The sequence below is a fragment of the Streptomyces sp. NPDC001093 genome, assembly GCF_040298985.1.
Taxonomy (GTDB): domain Bacteria; phylum Actinomycetota; class Actinomycetes; order Streptomycetales; family Streptomycetaceae; genus Streptomyces.
This window is the reverse complement of record NZ_JBEPBF010000032.1, coordinates 60774-77525: the sequence shown is the minus strand read 5'-3', so window position 1 is coordinate 77525 and position 16752 is coordinate 60774. Positions and strand designations below refer to the sequence as shown.

15 protein-coding genes and 1 pseudogene are annotated in these 16752 nt (G+C 71.5%); 8 read left to right on the top strand and 8 right to left on the bottom strand.

Going from position 1 to position 16752, the window contains the following annotated elements; all coding sequences use genetic code 11:
• Nucleotides 1–114 precede the first annotated feature (114 nt).
• On the bottom strand, nt 115–1836 hold the full coding sequence (leuA, locus tag ABT288_RS18550; RefSeq protein WP_351608590.1) for a 2-isopropylmalate synthase: 1722 nt from the start codon (nt 1834–1836) through the stop codon (nt 115–117).
• Between the two features lie 339 nt (nt 1837–2175).
• Between leuA and ABT288_RS18545 the strand changes: the two genes are divergently transcribed.
• Genes ABT288_RS18545 through ABT288_RS18530 form a run of 4 tightly spaced genes read left to right on the top strand, consistent with a single transcriptional unit; the run spans nt 2176 to nt 6175 of the window.
• On the top strand, nt 2176–3246 hold the full coding sequence (locus tag ABT288_RS18545) for a M4 family metallopeptidase (protein WP_351608587.1): 1071 nt from the start codon (nt 2176–2178) through the stop codon (nt 3244–3246).
• 18 nt (nt 3247–3264) lie between these two features.
• Nucleotides 3265–3531 carry a protealysin inhibitor emfourin gene (locus ABT288_RS18540; protein WP_351608585.1) on the top strand — a complete coding sequence of 89 codons (267 nt, stop codon included), beginning with the start codon at nt 3265–3267 and terminating at the stop codon, nt 3529–3531.
• Nucleotides 3532–3588: 57 nt separating this feature from the next.
• The gene (locus tag ABT288_RS18535) at nt 3589–4911 is read left to right on the top strand and encodes a GH1 family beta-glucosidase (protein ID WP_351608582.1); all 1323 of its coding nucleotides are present in this window, start codon (nt 3589–3591) and stop codon (nt 4909–4911) included.
• Nucleotides 4912–4921: 10 nt separating this feature from the next.
• A complete protein-coding gene (locus ABT288_RS18530) occupies nt 4922–6175 on the top strand; it encodes an MFS transporter (protein WP_351608579.1) in 1254 nt (417 codons plus the stop codon).
• 22 nt (nt 6176–6197) lie between these two features.
• Here the strand turns inward: ABT288_RS18530 and ABT288_RS18525 are convergent.
• A pseudogene (locus tag ABT288_RS18525) lies at nt 6198–7051 on the bottom strand (NAD-dependent epimerase/dehydratase family protein).
• Between the two features lie 123 nt (nt 7052–7174).
• Between ABT288_RS18525 and ABT288_RS18520 the strand changes: the two are divergent.
• Nucleotides 7175–8029 carry a helix-turn-helix transcriptional regulator gene (locus ABT288_RS18520; protein WP_351608576.1) on the top strand — a complete coding sequence of 285 codons (855 nt, stop codon included), beginning with the start codon at nt 7175–7177 and terminating at the stop codon, nt 8027–8029.
• On the opposite strand, the gene era is transcribed toward ABT288_RS18520, so the two are convergent.
• Nucleotides 8026–8979, bottom strand: a complete 954-nt coding sequence (era, locus tag ABT288_RS18515) for a GTPase Era (protein WP_351608573.1) — start codon at nt 8977–8979, stop codon at nt 8026–8028. The two genes, ABT288_RS18520 and era, sit on opposite strands and share 4 nt — an antisense overlap.
• 175 nt (nt 8980–9154) lie before the next feature.
• On the opposite strand from era, the gene ABT288_RS18510 reads away from it, so the two are divergent.
• Nucleotides 9155–10471: an ammonium transporter gene (locus ABT288_RS18510; protein ID WP_351608570.1), complete on the top strand. Its 1317-nt coding sequence runs from the start codon at nt 9155–9157 to the stop codon at nt 10469–10471.
• Complete coding sequence (locus ABT288_RS18505; RefSeq protein ID WP_351608567.1) at nt 10468–10806, top strand: P-II family nitrogen regulator; 339 nt, start codon at nt 10468–10470, stop codon at nt 10804–10806. Before ABT288_RS18510 ends, ABT288_RS18505 begins: the two co-directional genes overlap by 4 nt.
• Here ABT288_RS18505 and ABT288_RS18500 read toward each other — a convergent pair.
• The 5 genes from ABT288_RS18500 to ABT288_RS18480 form a co-directional block, all read right to left on the bottom strand.
• On the bottom strand, nt 10700–11710 hold the full coding sequence (locus tag ABT288_RS18500; protein WP_351608565.1) for a WxL protein peptidoglycan domain-containing protein: 1011 nt from the start codon (nt 11708–11710) through the stop codon (nt 10700–10702). The two genes, ABT288_RS18505 and ABT288_RS18500, sit on opposite strands and share 107 nt — an antisense overlap.
• A 59-nt stretch (nt 11711–11769) precedes the next feature.
• Nucleotides 11770–13107 carry a beta-xylosidase gene (locus ABT288_RS18495; RefSeq protein ID WP_351608562.1) on the bottom strand — a complete coding sequence of 446 codons (1338 nt, stop codon included), beginning with the start codon at nt 13105–13107 and terminating at the stop codon, nt 11770–11772.
• Nucleotides 13108–13259: 152 nt separating this feature from the next.
• A complete protein-coding gene (locus ABT288_RS18490; protein WP_351608560.1) occupies nt 13260–13736 on the bottom strand; it encodes a hypothetical protein in 477 nt (158 codons plus the stop codon).
• Nucleotides 13737–13941: 205 nt separating this feature from the next.
• Entirely contained in the window at nt 13942–14295 is a 354-nt protein-coding gene (locus ABT288_RS18485) for a cytidine deaminase-like protein (RefSeq protein WP_351608557.1), read from the bottom strand.
• 28 nt (nt 14296–14323) lie between these two features.
• Nucleotides 14324–15184, bottom strand: coding sequence for a helix-turn-helix transcriptional regulator (locus tag ABT288_RS18480; RefSeq protein ID WP_351608608.1), 861 nt, complete (start codon nt 15182–15184; stop codon nt 14324–14326).
• A 124-nt stretch (nt 15185–15308) separates the two neighbouring features.
• Between ABT288_RS18480 and ABT288_RS18475 the strand changes: the two genes are divergently transcribed.
• Nucleotides 15309–16739, top strand: a complete 1431-nt coding sequence (locus ABT288_RS18475) for an MFS transporter (RefSeq protein ID WP_351608554.1) — start codon at nt 15309–15311, stop codon at nt 16737–16739.
• The last annotated feature ends 13 nt before the right edge of the window (nt 16740–16752 follow it).

Here is a 16752-nt window from a genome sequence, read left to right as displayed (position 1 = left end):
GTCTCGACGCCGGGCATCGTGGCCCGCCGGAACCGCTGGTCGTCCAGGTCGCGGAACCTGGGTGAGAAGTTGTAGCCGAGGATCTTGAACACCCGAAACTCCCGGTCAGAGCGGTCAGCGGGCGGCGCGGTTGACGGCCGAGACGACCGCCTTCAGCGACGCACGCGTCGTGTTCGCATCGATGCCGATCCCCCACAGGACCTTGCCGTCGATCGCGCATTCGATGTAGGAGGCGGCCTGCGCGGAGGCACCCTCGCTCATCGTGTGCTCCTGGTAGTCCAGCAGGCGTACGTCGATGCCGATGGACTCCAGGGCGTCGAAGAAGGCCGAGATCGGACCGTTGCCGGTACCGGTCAGGACCGTGTCCTCGCCGTCCACCGTCGCCTCGACCGTCAGGGTGTCGACCCCGTCGGTGTCCGTCGTTGACTGGCCCGTCCGGACCTGGATGCGGCCCCAGGGGTTGTCCGGGTTCGGCAGGTACTCGTCCTGGAAGACCGCCCAGATCTCCTTCGGCGTGATCTCGCCGCCCTCGGCGTCCGTCTTGGCCTGGATCAGCTTCGAGAACTCGATCTGCATCCGGCGCGGCAGGTCCAGCTTGTGGTCGTTCTTCAGGACGTAGGAGATACCGCCCTTGCCGGACTGCGAGTTGACGCGGATGACGGCCTCGTAGGAGCGGCCGACGTCCTTGGGGTCGATCGGCAGGTACGGCACCGCCCACTCGATGTCGTCGACCGTGACGCCCTTGGCCTTCGCCTCGGCCTCCATGGCGTCGAAGCCCTTCTTGATGGCGTCCTGGTGGGAGCCGGAGAAGGACGTGTAGACCAGGTCGCCCACGTACGGGTGGCGCGGGTGGACCTCCATCTGGTTGCAGTACTCCCACGTACGACGGATCTCGTCGATGTCGGAGAAGTCGATCTGCGGGTCGACGCCCTGGGAGAACAGGTTCATGCCCAGGGTGACCAGGTCGACGTTGCCGGTGCGCTCGCCCTGCCCGAACAGGCAGCCCTCGACGCGGTCGGCGCCGGCCATCACCGCCAGCTCGGCCGCCGCCACGGCCGTACCGCGGTCGTTGTGCGGGTGGACGGACAGGCAGACGTACTCGCGGCGGGAGAGGTTGCGGTGCATCCACTCGAAGCGGTCCGCGTGCGTGGACGGGGTCGAACGCTCCACGGTGGCGGGCAGGTTGAGGATGATCTCGCGTCCCGGGCCCGGCTGGTAGACGTCCATCACCGCCTCGCAGACCTCCAGCGCGAAGTCCAGCTCGGTGTCGGTGAAGATCTCGGGGCTGTACTGGTAGCCGAACTCGGTCTCGGGGCCCAGCAGCTTCTCCGCGTACTCCATCACCAGGCGGGTGCCGTCGACGGCGATCTGCTTGATGTCGTCCTTGGAGCCGCGGAAGACGACCCGGCGGAACACGGGAGCCGTCGCGTTGTAGAGGTGGACGGTGGCCCGCTTGGCGCCCTTCAGGGACTCCACGGTCCGCTCGATCAGGTCCTCGCGGGCCTGGGTCAGCACGGAGATCGTGACGTCGTCGGGGATCGCGCCCTCTTCCTCGATGATCGAGCGCACGAAGTCGAAGTCGGTCTGGCCGGAGGCGGGGAAGCCGACCTCGATCTCCTTGTAGCCCATCTTCACCAGCTGGTCGAACATCCGGCGCTTGCGCTCGGGTGACATCGGGTCGATCAGGGCCTGGTTGCCGTCGCGCAGGTCGGTGGAGAGCCAGCGGGGGGCGACGGTGATGCGCTGCTCCGGCCAGGTGCGGTCCGGGATGTCGACCTGCTCGTAGCGGCCGTACTTGTGGATCGGCATGGAACTGGGCTGCTGGCGGTTGGCCATGGTGGCGTGGGCTCCTCAGGGTGTCCGGAGATTCCGGATGTCCGGGTGGACGGCCGACGACGCAACGCCAAGCTCCGCGGGGAGGGAGTCGGCCTCGTGTCTACAGGCCCTCGCCGCGGCAGCTAAGAAGAAGCAGCCCGAAACGCATGATGCGTCGCAGCCTAGCCGAGCCGCCCCGGGCGCGGGGACGCGTTCCAGTATGCGGGACCAGGGCCACAAAAGGGACAAAAAGTGCGCCGTACCACATCGTCACGGAGCGTGGCGTTCCCTGTCCCGGTATTTCACCAATCATGGTGGCAGCTAGTGACACAGACATCACGGAGTGCGATGGTGCGGGGCATGACGACCAACGGGGGCTTCGAGCCCGTCTTCTGCACGATCGTGCCGCCGCACATCCTCGACCAGCTCGCGCAGGCCGAGGACGCCGCGCTCTCCGGTCCGGCCCGCCGGTCCCTGGAGCACGACGCCTACCAGCGCACCAAGCGCCGCCTGACCACGGTCATCGGTGCGCCGTCCGTCGCCGCGCCCGCGGGTGCCGCCGCCGACCAGCCGCACCGCACGATCTACGACGCCCACCACACCCAGGACCTGCCCGGCACCCAGGTCCGCGCGGAGGGTTCCGACCCGGTCTCGGACGCCACCGTCAACCGCGCCTACGCGGGCCTCGGCGCCACCTTCGAGCTGTACCTGAAGGCGTACGGCCGGCACTCCATCGACGACCACGGGCTGCCGCTGGACGCCACCGTCCACTACGACCAGAACTACGACAACGCCTTCTGGAACGGCGAGCAGATGGTGTTCGGCGACGGCGACGGCCAGATCTTCCTCGACTTCACCATCCCGATCGACGTCATCGGCCACGAGCTGACCCACGGCGTCACCCAGCACACCGCGAACCTGGAGTACTTCGGCCAGTCCGGCGCGCTCAACGAGTCGGTCTCGGACGTCTTCGGCTCGCTGATCAAGCAGTACACCCTCGGCCAGACCGCCGCCGAGGCCGACTGGCTGATCGGCGCCGGCCTGCTCGCCCCGCACGTCCACGGCACCGCGCTGCGCTCGATGAAGGCCCCGGGCACGGCGTACGACGACCCGAACCTCGGCAAGGACCCGCAGCCGGCGACCATGGACCACTACGTCCGCACCGGCCGCGACAACGGCGGCGTGCACATCAACTCGGGCATCCCCAACCACGCCTTCTACCTGGTCGCCACGGCCATCGGCGGCAACGCCTGGGAGAAGGCCGGGCAGATCTGGTACGACGTGCTCACCGGCGGCGGGCTGAAGCAGGGCGCGCAGTTCGCCGACTTCGCCACGCTCACGGTGAAGGCGGCGCGGGAGCGGTACGGCGCCGGGGACGAGCTCCAGGCCGTGCAGAAGGCGTGGGAACAGGTCGGGGTGCGGACGCTGTAGCACTGCGACACTGAGCCCATGCGGATTCGAGTACGGCGCACGGGCGGCTTCGCGGGCATCGAGCGCCGGGCCGAGGTGGACACCTCGGGCCGGCCCGACGCCCCCATGTGGCACGCCCTGGCCGAGCGCGTCCTCGCGTCCGGCCGGGGCACCCCGCCGGCCGGCGTCCCGGACGGCTTCCGGTACGAGATCACGGTGGACGACCGCACGGTCTACGCGGCCGATCCCCGACTCACCGAGGAGATCCGGGAGTTGGTGTCCCGGGTGCTGAACGAAGGGGCGTGAGCGCCGGTTCCCGCCGGGGCGTTGACTTACGTTACCCGGGGTAAGGATGATCCGGGCATGGCGACTGACGCAGGCGGCGCGACGCCCCCGCTACCCCGTTTCCCGGACGGCTTCCTGTGGGGTGTCTCGACCTCGGCCCACCAGATCGAGGGGGCGGCCGAGGAGCGCGAGCAATCCGTGTGGGACGTGTTCACGGCCGAACCGGGGCGGGTGAAGGACGCTTCGACGGCGGCGGTCGCCTGCGACCACTACCACCGCCACCAGGAGGACGTGGCCCTCCTCGCCGGCCTCGGCGTGGACGCGTACCGCTTCTCCGTCTCCTGGCCCCGCGTCAACTCCCCCGGCGGCCTGGACTTCTACGACCGCCTGGTGGACGAGCTGTGCGCGGCGGGCGTACGGCCCGTGCCCACCCTCTTCCACTGGGACCTGCCCGCCTGGCTGGACTGGCTGGAGCGGGACACGGCGGAACGGTTCGCCGAGTACGTCTGCGTGGTGGCCGAACGGCTCGGCGACCGCGTCACCCAGTGGATCACCCTCAACGAGCCCGCCGAGCACACCCTCCTGGGCCACGCCCTCGGCGCCCACGCCCCCGGCAGGAAGCTCCTCTTCGACGCGCTCCCGGTCGCCCACCACCAGCTCCTCGCCCACGGACTCGCGGTGCGGGCGCTGCGCGCCGCCGGGGCGACGGACATCGGCATCGCCAACTCCCACGGCCCCACCTGGCCCGCCTCCGCCGCACCGGCGGACGTGGAGGCGGCCGGCTTCTACGACGTCCTGCTCAACCGCCTGTTCGCGGAGCCGGTCATCCTCGGCGAATACCCGGACGGCATGGGCGAGTTGATGCCGGGGGACGTGGCGGCGGACCTGAAGGTCATCGCCGAACCGGTCGACTGGTACGGGATCAACTACTACGCACCGACCCGGGTGGGGGCACCCGGCGGCGCCGACAGCGAGTACGGCGGTCTGTCACTCCCCGCCGAACTGCCCTTCTCCGTCCGGGAGATCGAGGGCCGCCCGGTGACCGACTTCGGCTGGCCGGTCGTCCCGGAGGGCCTCACCGAGCTGCTGTGCGGCTTCGGCGAGACCTACGGCGACAAGCTCCCGCCGATCGTCATCACCGAGAACGGCTGCTCCTACGACGGCCTCGACGACCAGGACCGCATCGCCTACCTGGACGCCCACATCCGCGCCCTGCACACCGCCATGGAGGCCGGTGTGGACGTGCGCGGCTACTTCGTGTGGTCCCTGATGGACAACTTCGAGTGGGCCGAGGGCTATCGGCGCCGCTTCGGCCTGGTGCACGTCGATTACGAGACGCTGAAGCGCACGCCCAAGGCCTCCTACCACTGGTTCCGGGACGTGCTCCGGGCGCAGAGATGACGGCGCGGAGATGACCACCGTCAGCGCCTCGGCAGCCCTGGCCGAGCCCGTCGAACCGGTCGGCCGGGGCTGGACGGCGGCGCTCTCGCTGGCCAACGGGGCGATCTGGGTCGGCTGGTTCGGCCCGTTGCAGATCCTGCTCGCCTCCCAGGCGAAGGACTTCGCGCCCGGCTCCGGGATGTCCAAGGAGACCATGCTGGCCTGGGTGACCGGGGTCGGCGCGGTGGTCTCCCTGCTCGCCAACCCGCTCTTCGGCGCCCTGTCCGACCGTACGACCGCCCGCCCGGGCCGCCGTACGCCGTGGATCGTGGCCGGGGCGGCGGGCGGGGCGCTGTCCCTGCTGCTGCTCGCGCGGGCGGGCGGGGTGTGGTCCATGGCCGTGGGCTGGTGCCTGGTGCAGCTCACGCTGAACGCGGCGTTCGCGGCGGTGACGGCGGCCGTGCCGGACCGGGTGCCCCGGCTCCAGCGGGGCGCGGTGGGCGGCTGGCTGGGGGCGGCGCAGATCCTGGGCGTGGTCGGCGGCACGGGACTTGCGACCGTGGCGGGCGGGACCGGGGCCGGGTACGCGGCGTGCGCGGTGTTCACGGTGGTGGGGGTGCTGCCGTACGTGCTGCGCTACGACGACCTGCGGCTGCCGCCGGAGGACCGCCCGCCGTGGGCGTGGCGCGGCTTCCTCGCGGGTTTCTGGCTGAGCCCGCGCCGGTATCCCGACCTCGGCTGGGCCTGGCTCACCCGGTTCCTGATCAACCTCAGCAATGCGCTGGTGCTGCTGTACCTGCTGTACTACCTCCGCGACCGGCTGCACCGCCCCGACCCGGACCAGGGCGTGCTCGTGCTGACGGCGGTCAACAGCCTGACGCTGATGGCGACGGTCGTGGCGGGCGGCCTCTGGTCGGACCGGGTGGGCCGGCGCAAGCCGTTCGTCGTCTGGTCGGGCGTGCTGATGGCGGTGGCGACGGCGGCCCTGGCCGGCTGGCAGACCTGGCCCGGCGCGGTCGTGGCGGCGGCCGTCCTGGGCGTCGGCTTCGGCGTGTTCACCTCGGTCGACTTCGCGCTGATGACGGACGTCCTGCCGAGGGCGCTGGACCGGGGCAAGGACCTGGGTGTCATCAACGTGGCCAACGCCCTGCCCCAGGTGGCCGCCCCCGCGCTGGCCGCGCCGATCGTGACCTACCTGGGCGGCTACCGGGTGCTGTACCTGGTGGCGGCGGTGATCGGGCTGGCGGGGGCGGTGCTGGTGGGGCGGATCAGGGGAGTCGACTAGGCGGCCCGGGCCGACCGGAGGCTCAGAGGGCTCCGGCGTCGCGGGCGGCCCAGACGCTCGGGTGGAGGGGCCGGAATCCGAGGTCCCGGCGGATCCTCTGCGTGGACATGATCCCCAGCCACGGGTCGGGGTCGGTCCGGGTGTGCAGGTCGGCGGGCGGCTCGACGCCGTTGAGCTGGTGCAGTTCGACCGCCGTGACGGGGGCGTCGTCGGCGATGTTGTAGACCGGGCCGCTCACCGCCGGTGCGTACAGCAGGCGCAGCAGTCCCTGGGCGACGTCGGCGTGGTGGCCCATGTGCAGCCGCTGGGTGGACGCCCAGTGCGCGGCCCAGCGCAGGGACTGGGCGAGGTGCGGGTCGCCCTCGCCGTAGACGAAGGGCAGCCGGGCCACCCGGACCTCCATGCCCTCCAGTGCGAGCAGTTCCCGTTCGGCCGCCGCCTTGGCCTCGGGATAGGCGCCCCACATCGCGCCGCCGGGCCGGGTCTCGTCGTCCTCGGTCAGCGGGCGCCCCCGCCCGACGCCGTACACCAGCCCCGTGCTGACCTGCACGAAGCGCCGCACGCCCGAGGCGAGTGCGGCGCGGCCCAGCGACACGGCCGCGTCCCGGTTGACGGCCCACGCCTCCTCGTCCGGCACCCGCGGAAGGACGCCGCGATGTTCACGACCGCGTCCACCCCGGCGAGCGCCTTGCCGAGCGTCTCGTCGTCCCGCAGATCGCCGACCGCGACCTGGGCGCCCAGCTCCGCGAAGGCCTCGCCGCGCGGCGCGTCCCGCACCAGGACCCGTACCTGCTCGCCGGGCTGCAGCTGCGCCAGCAGCCTCGGCACGAAGCGCCGGCCGACCTGTCCCGTGGTGCCCGTCACCAATGTCAGCATCTTCTGCTCCTCTCGACCTGGTGCCACCACTGTCGGACCGTGTCGCGCCGGCCGGGAGAGACCTCCCGATCAGGGGACCGGCACTCCCTGGATAACTCCTGCGCGCTGCCCCACCCTGAAGAGGTGAACCGAGCCGAACTCGCCGACTTCCTGCGCCGTGGCCGTGCCCGCCTGGACCCGGCCGACGTGGGCCTCCCGCCCGGCGCCCGCCGCCGTACCCCGGGCCTGCGGCGGGAGGAGGTGGCATCGCTGGCCGGCATGTCGGCCGACTACTACACCCGGCTGGAACAGTGCCGGGGCCCGCGCCCGTCCCGGCAGATGCTCACGGCACTGGCCCGGGCGCTGCGCCTGACCGACGACGAGCGGGACCACCTCTTCCACCTGGCGGGCGAGGAGCCGCCCCGCCGGGAGGCGGTCTCCACCCACGTCCGGCCCGGGCTGCTGCTGGTCCTGGACCGGCTGCACGACGCGCCGGCGCTGGTGGTGACGGACTGCGGGGAGGTTCTGGCGCAGAACGCGATGTCCAGGGCTCTCTCAGGCGACGCGCTGGCCCGCCCGCCGCGCGCACGCAACCTGGTCCGCCGCTTCTTCCTGGACCCCGCGGGGCGCGACCTCTTCCCACCGGAGGACGTGCCGGACCACGCCCGCCAGCACGTGGCGAACCTGCGCGCGGTGGCCGCCGCCCGCCCCGACGACCCCGAGCCGGCCGCCCTGGTGGCCGAACTCCGCGCCGGCAGCGAGGAGTTCGCCCGCCTCTGGGAGCAGCACGAGGTGGCGGTACGGCGCAGCACGACGAAGCGTTTCCGGCACCCGGTGGTCGGCCTCCTCGAACTCGACTGCGAGGTCCTCCTGACCGACGACCACCGCCACCACCTCATCCTCCACACGGCCCGCCCGGGCACGGAGTCGTACGAGCGGCTGCAGTTGCTGCGGGTGGTGGGGCTGCAGGACATGACCCCGCGGGGTGCCGTCGGTTAGAACCCGAGCCTGCGCAGCTGCTTCGGGTCGCGCTGCCAGTCCTTCGCCACCTTCACATGCAGGTCCAGGAAGACCGGTGTCCCGAGGAGTGCCTCGATGTGCTTGCGGGACTTGATGCCGACCTCCTTCAGGCGCTTGCCCTTGGGGCCGATGATGATGCCCTTCTGGCTGGGGCGCTCGATGTAGACGTTGGCGTGGATGTCCAGCAGGGGACGGTCCGCGGGGCGGTCCTCACGCGGGAGCATCTCCTCCACGACCACGGCGATGGAGTGCGGCAGTTCGTCGCGGACACCCTCCAAGGCCGCCTCGCGGATGAGCTCCGCGATCATGACCTGCTCGGGCTCGTCCGTGAGGTCGCCCTCGGGGTAGAGGGCCGGGCCCTCTGGGAGGAGGGGGATGAGGAGGTCGGCCAGGAGATCCACCTGCTTGGCGCCGACCGCCGACACCGGCACGATCTCCGCCCACTCGATGCCCAGGTCCTTGCCCAGCTGGTCGATGGCGATCAGCTGCTCGGCGAGGGTCTTGGAGTCGACCAGGTCCGTCTTGGTGACGATCGCGACCTTCGGGGTCTTCCTGATCCCGGCCAGCTCCTTGGCGATGAAGCGGTCACCGGGTCCGATCTTCTCGTTCGCCGGCAGGCAGAAGCCGATCACGTCGACCTCGGCCCAGGTCGTACGGACCACGTCGTTCAGGCGCTCGCCGAGCAGCGTGCGCGGCTTGTGGAGCCCCGGGGTGTCCACCAGGATCAGCTGGGCGTCGGGCCGGTGCACGATCCCCCGTACCGTGTGCCGCGTGGTCTGCGGCTGGTTCGCGGTGATCGCCACCTTCTGCCCGACCAGAGCGTTCGTGAGGGTGGACTTGCCCGCGTTGGGACGGCCCACGAAGCAGGCGAAGCCGGCGCGGTGGACGGTCTCGGCCGGCTCTTCGGATGACGGGGTACGAACGCTCATGGCGTTCATTGTCCCTGATCCACAGGACCCCGCCGTACCAGCGGTGCGCACCGCCCCTCCCGGTGAGGTTCCGGAAACCCGCACGCAACGAAACGTCACGGAAACACACCCGTACGCAACCGGAAACGCGCACCGGTGACCCTCTGACGAGCCCGCAGACCCGTTGGAGACGCCCGTGACCCTCGCCGCCGCGCACGTCGACACCGGCGACACCGCCTGGCTGCTCGCCGCGACCGCCCTCGTCCTGCTGATGACCCCGGGCCTGGCCCTGTTCTACGGCGGCATGGTCCGCACGAAGAGCGTCCTCAACATGCTGATGATGAGCTTCGTGTCGATCGCCCTGGTCACGGTGGTCTGGCTGGTGGCCGGCTACTCCCTCGCCTTCGGCGACGACGCGTTCGGCGGGCTCATCGGCGGGCTCCACCACGCCGGCATGGCGCACATCACCCCGGGCAGCGTGCACGGCACCGTCCCCACCGCCCTGTTCGCCACCTTCCAGCTCACCTTCGCGATCATCACGGCCGCCCTGATCAGCGGCGCGGTCGCCGACCGTACGAAATTCTCGGCGTGGCTGGTCTTCGTCCCGGTGTGGACCCTGCTCGTATACGTTCCGGTCACCCACTGGGTGTGGGGCCCCGGCGGCTGGATCGCCGGCAGGCTCGGCGCGCTCGACTTCGCGGGCGGTCTGCCCGTCGAGATCACCTCCGGCGCCTCCGGTCTCGCCCTGTGCCTGGTCCTCGGGCCCCGGCTGGGCTTCAAGAAGGACGCCATGCGCCCGCACAACCTGCCCATGGTGATCCTCGGCGCCGGTCTGCTCTGGTTCGGCTGGTTCGGCTTCAACGCGGGCTCCGCGCTCGGCGCGAACGGCCTCGCCGCGGCGGCCTTCCTCAACACCCTCGCCGCCGGCTGCACCGGCCTGCTCGGCTGGCTCTTCGTCGAACAGAAGCGGGACGGACATCCCACCACCCTCGGCGCCGCCTCCGGCGCGGTGGCCGGTCTCGTCGCGATCACGCCCTCCTGCGGCACGGTCTCCCTGCTCGGCGCGCTGATCGTCGGCCTCGCCGCCGGTGTCGTCTGCTCCTACGCGGTCAGCTGGAAGTTCAGACTGAACTACGACGACTCCCTGGACGTCGTCGGCGTCCACCTGGTCGGCGGCATCATCGGCACCCTGCTGATCGGCCTGTTCGCCGAGAAGGCCATGACCGGCGCCGCGGAGGGACTGTTCTACGGCGGCGGACTCGCCCCGCTCGGCAGGCAGCTGCTCGCCGTGGTGGTCGTGGCCGGCTACGCCTTCGCGGTGACGTACGGCCTCGGCAAACTGCTCGACAGGGCGATGGGCCTGCGCGCGAGCGAGGAACAGGAGCACACCGGCCTGGACCTTACAGTGCACGCCGAGACGGCCTACGATCACGGGGTCCTGGGCCACGGCGCCCCGGTAACCCACTCCGTCCTCACCGGCACCAGCACGCAGAAGGTCGACACCCAGGCATGAAGCTCATCACCGCGATCGTCAAGCCGTACCGTCTGGACGCGGTCAAGACCGCCCTGCAGGAGCTGGGGGTGCACGGTCTGACCGTGACCGAGGCGAGCGGCTACGGCCGTCAGCGCGGCCACACCGAGGTGTACCGGGGCGCCGAGTACCGCGTCGACCTGGTGCCGAAGGTGCGCATCGAGGTCGTCGTGGAGGACGCCGACGCCGACCCCGTGATCGACGCGATCGTCAGGGCCGCGCAGACGGGGAAGATCGGGGACGGGAAGGTGTGGGCCGTACCCGTGGAGACGGTCGTACGCGTGCGGACCGGCGAACGCGGCCCCGACGCGCTCTGACCAGCAGCATCCCGACCGCCGCGCCCGCGGCGAACACCAGCGCCGCGACCAGCCACGGCAGCGCGAGGAAGGAGGCGCTCGCCGACTGCCGGGTGCCGGGCGCGCTCGCGGTCAAGGTCACGTCGGCCCGGTCGAGTTGGGGAGCGCCGGACCAGGTCTCGGTGAGCCGGACCCGCTGTCCCGGCAGCAGCTCGGACGGCACCCGGGTCAGCTCGCGGTCGAGCAGCGTACGGCCGAACAGCCCGCGTGCCTTCAGCTCCACCTTCGGGTCGAGGGTGACGTTCCCGGTGTTGTGCAGGGTGTAGGAGACGGTCGCCGTGCCGGTGCCGAGCCCCGGGATCAGGGGCTGGTGGTGGCTGATGTGCAGCTGCCCGACGGAGAGCGCGGGCAGCGTGGGCCCGCTCACCCGGAGGTAGACGCGGGCGCCGACGGCCCGCTGCACCCCGAGGGCCAAGGAGCCGCTGCCGGGGTCGACCCGCTCGTCGAGGGCGACGATCGCGCCGGGGTGGTCACCGGGCTCGGCCCCGTCCGGGACGTGCAGCGTGAACGGCACGGTGACGGTCCCGTGTCCCGGTACGGTGATCCGCGACCTCGCGGGCTTCGCCCAGGCGCCCACCCCGAGCATCCGCTCCGTCAGCGTGCGTACGGCGAAACCGCCGTCCCGGGCGGTGTTGTAGGCGTCGGCCGCGTAGAGGCGGAAGGTGAGCGGCCCGCCGGTCCTGTTCTGGACGGCGACCTGGTCGGTGAGGGTCTGGCCGGGGTCGGCTGAGAGGTAGAAGTAGGGCCGCGCGGCGATCTTCGAGGCGACCGGGTAGACGGACCAGCTGCCGTTGTCGGCGGCGTGGGCGGGCGTGGCCTGCCATGCCAGCATCAGGCCCAGGAGGAGGACGTACAGCTTGCGCATGGGTGCGGACCCCCGCGGAGGAGTGACGAAGGAACGGGCGGGTGCGGACGCCCGCACGCTCAGCTGAGCGTCAGCGTGAGCACGCCGGAGTACGCGCCCGGAGGCGTGAACGCCGGTACGTCCAGGGAGAGTCCGGCGTCGACGGTGAACTGACCGCCGGTGAGCGTGCCGTCGGGGGTCTGTGCCAGGGTCGCCCCCGAGGAGCCCACGGCGCCCGCCGAGCCGGCCTTGCAGGTGCTGGGGCTGCCCGCCTTGGTCGCGCACGCGGGCGTCCAGCTCAGCTTCCCGGCGTCGATCTTGCCGCCGGGACCGGTGAAGTCGGTGACCTTGCCGGTCAGGGACCAGCCCGCGGGCCCGCCGCGGAAGTCCTGCACGGTCACGGTCTGGAGCTTGCCGGCCGAGGCCCCGCCCTTGCCGAAGTCGACCGCCGACAGTGCGACGGAGTCCCCGGCCTGGGACATGGACAGCGTGCCCGCCTTGACGGTGGTCGTCAGCTTCTGACTCCCCGGCGGGACGGGCGAGTTGTCGTTGACGGCGTAGGCCGCGGGGCCGGCGCCCTTGTCCGCGCTCCAGGAGGCGCCCTCGTAGGCCACGATCCCGGTCGTCGCCTTGTCCTTGACGACGAGGGAACCGCTGAAGGAACCCTGCGCGTCGGCCGTGACCGTGGCGGTGTCCGCGGTCTGGGTGGCCCCGGACCGCCCGGCCAGGGTCACGGTGGCGCCCGGCGTGAAGTTGCTGCCGGTGACGGTAACACCGGCGCCCGGGTCACCCGAGGCCGAACTCAGCGAGATGGCCCGGGTGTTGGCCGGGGTCCCGTCGGTCGCCGTGACGGTCTGCGACACCGGTGCGGGCGGGTTGGTGACCGTGCAGGGGGTGTCCAGCTCGAGGACGTAGCTGGTGTGGATGTTGTAGTCGCCGGGCGAGAGGGTGATCTGCCCGGCCTTGGTGACGGTGAACGTGCCGGTCATGGAGAAGGACGGGAAGGCGGCCTTCCCCGGCACCGGCGGGTTCTTCTTCGGCCCGGCGACGGTCACGTCCCCCGTCTGGGCGCCGCCGAGGGTCACCTTCCCGGTCGGGGTCATGATGTCGGCGGGCAGGGCGAGGTCGGTGGGGTTACTGGCGGCGGCGGTGACCACCGTGTACGTGACGGTGACGGTGTCGCCGACCTTGGGGGTGGCGTTGTCCACCGACACGTTGGCGGTCGTGGTGCCGTCGATCGGCGGGATGCCCGCGACGGCGGGCGGGATGCAGTGCGTGGCGAAGTCCACGTTCGTGCCGGCGGCACCGGCCGGACAGGCCAGCGCGCCGCCCGCGGTGACCGCGAGCGCGGTCGCCCCGAACAGGGACGCCCAGCGCCACCGTCGGGATCTTCGTGGTCTTGGGGGTGTCGAACCCATGGGGCCCCCTCCTGAGGGTTGCGGGCGCAGCGGCTCATCTGCGCCGACAGGGGGCATTGATGTGGAGCCGGGGTGAGAAGTCAATGGAGATGCCGCAGAAATCTGACGGATCATCAGTTTCTGCGGCATCCGGAACACAACGCTCAGTTCAGTCAGTCGAAGACGAAGGGGCCGGGCGCCTGCGGACCGTTCGCCGTACAGGTCACGGTGACCCCGAAGATCACCATCTTCAGCGAGCCGCCGTAGGCGTCCAGGCTGTCACCGGAGGCGACGGTGCCGGGGAGCGGGCCGACGCTGACGGCGTCGCCGGTGTTCATGGCGGGGTTCTTGGTCCCGCTGAACACCACTGATCCGCCGCCGGCCTTGGCCAGGGTGAGGGTGGAGGAGATGGAGTCCTGCGCGACCGCGACCGGCGCGGTGATCGCGGAGGAGGTGAGGGTGATGGTGGCCGAGGTGCCGCTCTGGGTGGCGGTGAGCGTGGCCGCTCCGCCGCCGAAGATGCCGCAGCTCGCGGTGATGGTCGCCGACTGTGGGGTGACGGCGGCCGCGGAGGGCGCGAAGGCGAGACCGGTGACCGCGAGGGCCCCGGCGGCCAGTGCCGCACCCATTGCCGTGCGCTTGCCTCTCATGGGGATCCGCTTCCCTTCCCTGTGGGGAGTGCGATGTGGGGGGACACCGACGGGCGGGAGGCCTGCGCAGGAGGTACGGCACACTGCGTCGGCGGTGCGGATCTGACGGCCCGTCGGAAACGTACGGCTCCATTGATGCGCGAGTGCAGGACGACGACAAGGTTGAATTCCGGCCGACCTTTCGTTCGGCCGGTCCTTCGGTGCGTCAGCCGGCGGAAACGGTCACCCGCACCACACCGTCGACCCCGGCCAGCAACACCGGCGTCCCCGCACCCCCGAGGTCGGCGACCGCGGCCAGGTCCTCGCCCGGCACGGACTCCGCCTCACTCACCACAGCCGCCGCCTCCAGCGATGTCGCACCGGACGCCACCGCCATGGCGACGGCCGTCCGCAGCGCGCTCAGCCGCAGCGAGGGCAGCGCGACCGACCCGGCGACATAGGTGCGCCCGGTCTCGTCCCGTACGGCCGCCCCCTCCGGCACACCGTTGCGGGCCCGCGCGGAACGGGCCAGGGTCACGATCTTGCGGTCCTCGGGGTCAAGCGCGTTGCTCTCGGTCATGCCCAGAGCATACGAAGGCCGGGCGTGTTCACCCCGCCACGGGGTACATCGCGCCCCGCCGCCCCTCGGGAGAGGCCAGCCACTCCAGCTTCGCCGCGGTGTTCGCCTCGTCCAGCGGAGTGTGCAGCACGATCATCAGATCGGGCCGGACCGGCACCTTCATCACCGTCGACTCCACCACCAGCAGCCCGACCAGCGGATGCTCCAGCTCCTTGCGGATCTGCCCCTGGTCCTCGATGTCCCGCTCGGCCCACATCGCCCGGAACTCGGCGCTGGCCTCGCTCACCTCGGCGAGCACCGCCCGGAACCCCTCGTCGTCCGGCCGCGCCGCACACGCCGCCCGGAACTGCGCCACGACCGTCCGCGCGTTCTGCTCCCAGCTGTGGCTGCGCGACCGGTACAGCGGGTCGACGAAGAAGTCGACGAGACAGTTCTGCGTGATGTCCGGCCGCATGCCGAGCACGATCGCGGCCGCGTCGTTGTACATCACGCAGTTGTAGTACACGTCCATGATGTGCGCCGGATACGGCATCCAGGTGTCGATCAGCCGCCGCAGCCCGTCGCACATGTCCCGCTTCTCCGGCGCGACTTCGGGCGCCGGCGGGTTCATCCCGGCCAGCAGGTACAGATGCCGGCGCTCGGCGTCGCTCAGCCGCAGCACCCGGGCGACCGCGTCGAGCACCTGCGGGGAGACGGAGATCTCCCGCCCCTGCTCCAGCCACTGGTACCAGGAGGCGCCCACACCGGCGAGCACCGCGACCTCCTCCCGGCGCAGTCCGGGCGTACGGCGCCGGCCGCCGCCCACGGGCAGCCCGGCCTCCTCGGGGCTGACCCGGGCCCGCCGGCTCATCAGGAACTCACGCAGCTCGTTGCGCCGTTCACTCCTCATCGCCTCAGCAGCAGGCACGTACCGCTCCTCCCCCGTCGGGCTGGTCCCCGTCGTGTCTGGTGGTGCCACCACCACCATAAGTTCCGACTCCCCACCGGTATTCCGCTCGCCCGAAGCTCTTGCCATGGCGATCGACACCACCACCCAGACCACCACCTCCACGGGCACACCGCTCGACACCCCCCGGCCACCCCGGTTGTCGACGCGTGACAAGCTCGTCCTGTTCGTCCTGTGCGCCGCCCAGTTCATGGTCGCGCTGGACTTCTCCGTCCTGAACGTGGCCCTTCCCGAACTCGGCACCGACCTCGGCATGAGCCGCTCGGCCCTGCAATGGGCGGTCACCGCGTTCGCGCTCCCCTCCGGCGGCTTCCTGCTCCTCTTCGGCCGCATCGGCGACCTGTACGGCCGCCGGAAGCTGTTCCTCACCGGCCTCGCCCTGTTCGGCGCGGCCTCGCTGCTGGCCACCCTGGCCTGGGACCCGGCGTCCTTCCTGGCCGGACGGGCGCTGCAGGGCCTCGGCGCGGCGGCGATCGTCCCGACGGCCATGTCCCTGCTGACCACCACGTTCCCGGAGGGCCCGGCGCGCGACCGCGCCCTCGGTATCGCCGGCACGGTGATGTCGCTGGGCTACACGGTCGGCATGGTCGCCGGCGGGATGCTGACCGACGCGCTCGGCTGGCGCTCCACGATGGCCCTGCTCACCGTGTCCGCGCTGATCGTGCTGCCGCTGGCCCCGGGCCTGCTGCCGGAGTCGCGCACCCCGGAGCGTCCGCGCCTGGACGTGCCCGGCGCGGTCACCGTCACCACCGGCCTGCTGTCCCTGATCTACGCCCTGTCCACGGCCGCCGACCACGGCTTCGGCCGCGCCGACGTCGTCACGGGCCTGATCGCCGGCGTGCTCCTGCTGACCGCGTTCACGGTCGTCGAGTCCCGTACGGCCGCCCCGCTCGTCTCCCTGCCGATGCTGCGCCGCCGCACGGTGGCCTGGGGGAACCTGGGCGGCCTGGTCACCTTCTCGATGATGTCCACCGTCATCTTCGTCCTGACCCTGTACCTCCAGGAGATCCTGCGCCTGTCGGCCTTCGAGACCGGCCTGGTCTTCGGCGTCCAGGGCGTGCTGTCGGCCATCGCCGGCACCCTCGCCCCGAAGGTGATCGGCCGCGTCGGCGCCCGCCGCACCCTGGTCGGCTCGCTGACCGGCCAGGGCGCGCTGATCGCGACGCTGCTCCTGCTGACCTCCCACGTCTGGTCGGTCTGGCTCGCCACGGCGGCCGTCTCCGTGGCCAGCATGTTCCACCTGGGCGCGATCATCTCGTACGGCCTGACCGTCACCTCCGGTGTCCCGGACCAGGAGCAGGGCCTGGCCACCGGTCTGGTGACCTCCACCCAGCAGGTCGGCATCACGGTCGGCATCCCGCTGCTGGGCGTCCTGGCCACCACCTCCGGCGACCTGCTGACCGGCGTCCACACGGTCCTCGCCCTGGACGCCGCGATCGTCCTCGCCGCCGCCGTCCTGGTCGGACTGGGCCTGCGCGGGCGTCGGTCCAGGGCCTGAACGATCCCGCTCC

Excerpts from the sequence above, each read along its gene's own strand:
- leuA (WP_351608590.1), bottom strand. The coding sequence starts at position 1,836 with ATGGCCAACCGCCAGCAGCCCAGTTCCATGCCGATCCACAAGTACGGC.
- ABT288_RS18545 (WP_351608587.1), top strand. The coding sequence starts at position 2,176 with ATGACGACCAACGGGGGCTTCGAGCCCGTCTTCTGCACGATCGTGCCG.
- ABT288_RS18540 (WP_351608585.1), top strand. The coding sequence starts at position 3,265 with ATGCGGATTCGAGTACGGCGCACGGGCGGCTTCGCGGGCATCGAGCGC.
- ABT288_RS18535 (WP_351608582.1), top strand. The coding sequence starts at position 3,589 with ATGGCGACTGACGCAGGCGGCGCGACGCCCCCGCTACCCCGTTTCCCG.
- ABT288_RS18530 (WP_351608579.1), top strand. The coding sequence starts at position 4,922 with ATGACCACCGTCAGCGCCTCGGCAGCCCTGGCCGAGCCCGTCGAACCG.
- era (WP_351608573.1), bottom strand. The coding sequence starts at position 8,979 with ATGAGCGTTCGTACCCCGTCATCCGAAGAGCCGGCCGAGACCGTCCAC.
- ABT288_RS18505 (WP_351608567.1), top strand. The coding sequence starts at position 10,468 with ATGAAGCTCATCACCGCGATCGTCAAGCCGTACCGTCTGGACGCGGTC.
- ABT288_RS18500 (WP_351608565.1), bottom strand. The coding sequence starts at position 11,710 with ATGCGCAAGCTGTACGTCCTCCTCCTGGGCCTGATGCTGGCATGGCAG.
- ABT288_RS18495 (WP_351608562.1), bottom strand. The coding sequence starts at position 13,107 with ATGGGTTCGACACCCCCAAGACCACGAAGATCCCGACGGTGGCGCTGG.
- ABT288_RS18490 (WP_351608560.1), bottom strand. The coding sequence starts at position 13,736 with ATGAGAGGCAAGCGCACGGCAATGGGTGCGGCACTGGCCGCCGGGGCC.
- ABT288_RS18485 (WP_351608557.1), bottom strand. The coding sequence starts at position 14,295 with ATGACCGAGAGCAACGCGCTTGACCCCGAGGACCGCAAGATCGTGACC.
- ABT288_RS18480 (WP_351608608.1), bottom strand. The coding sequence starts at position 15,184 with ATGAGGAGTGAACGGCGCAACGAGCTGCGTGAGTTCCTGATGAGCCGG.
- ABT288_RS18475 (WP_351608554.1), top strand. The coding sequence starts at position 15,309 with ATGGCGATCGACACCACCACCCAGACCACCACCTCCACGGGCACACCG.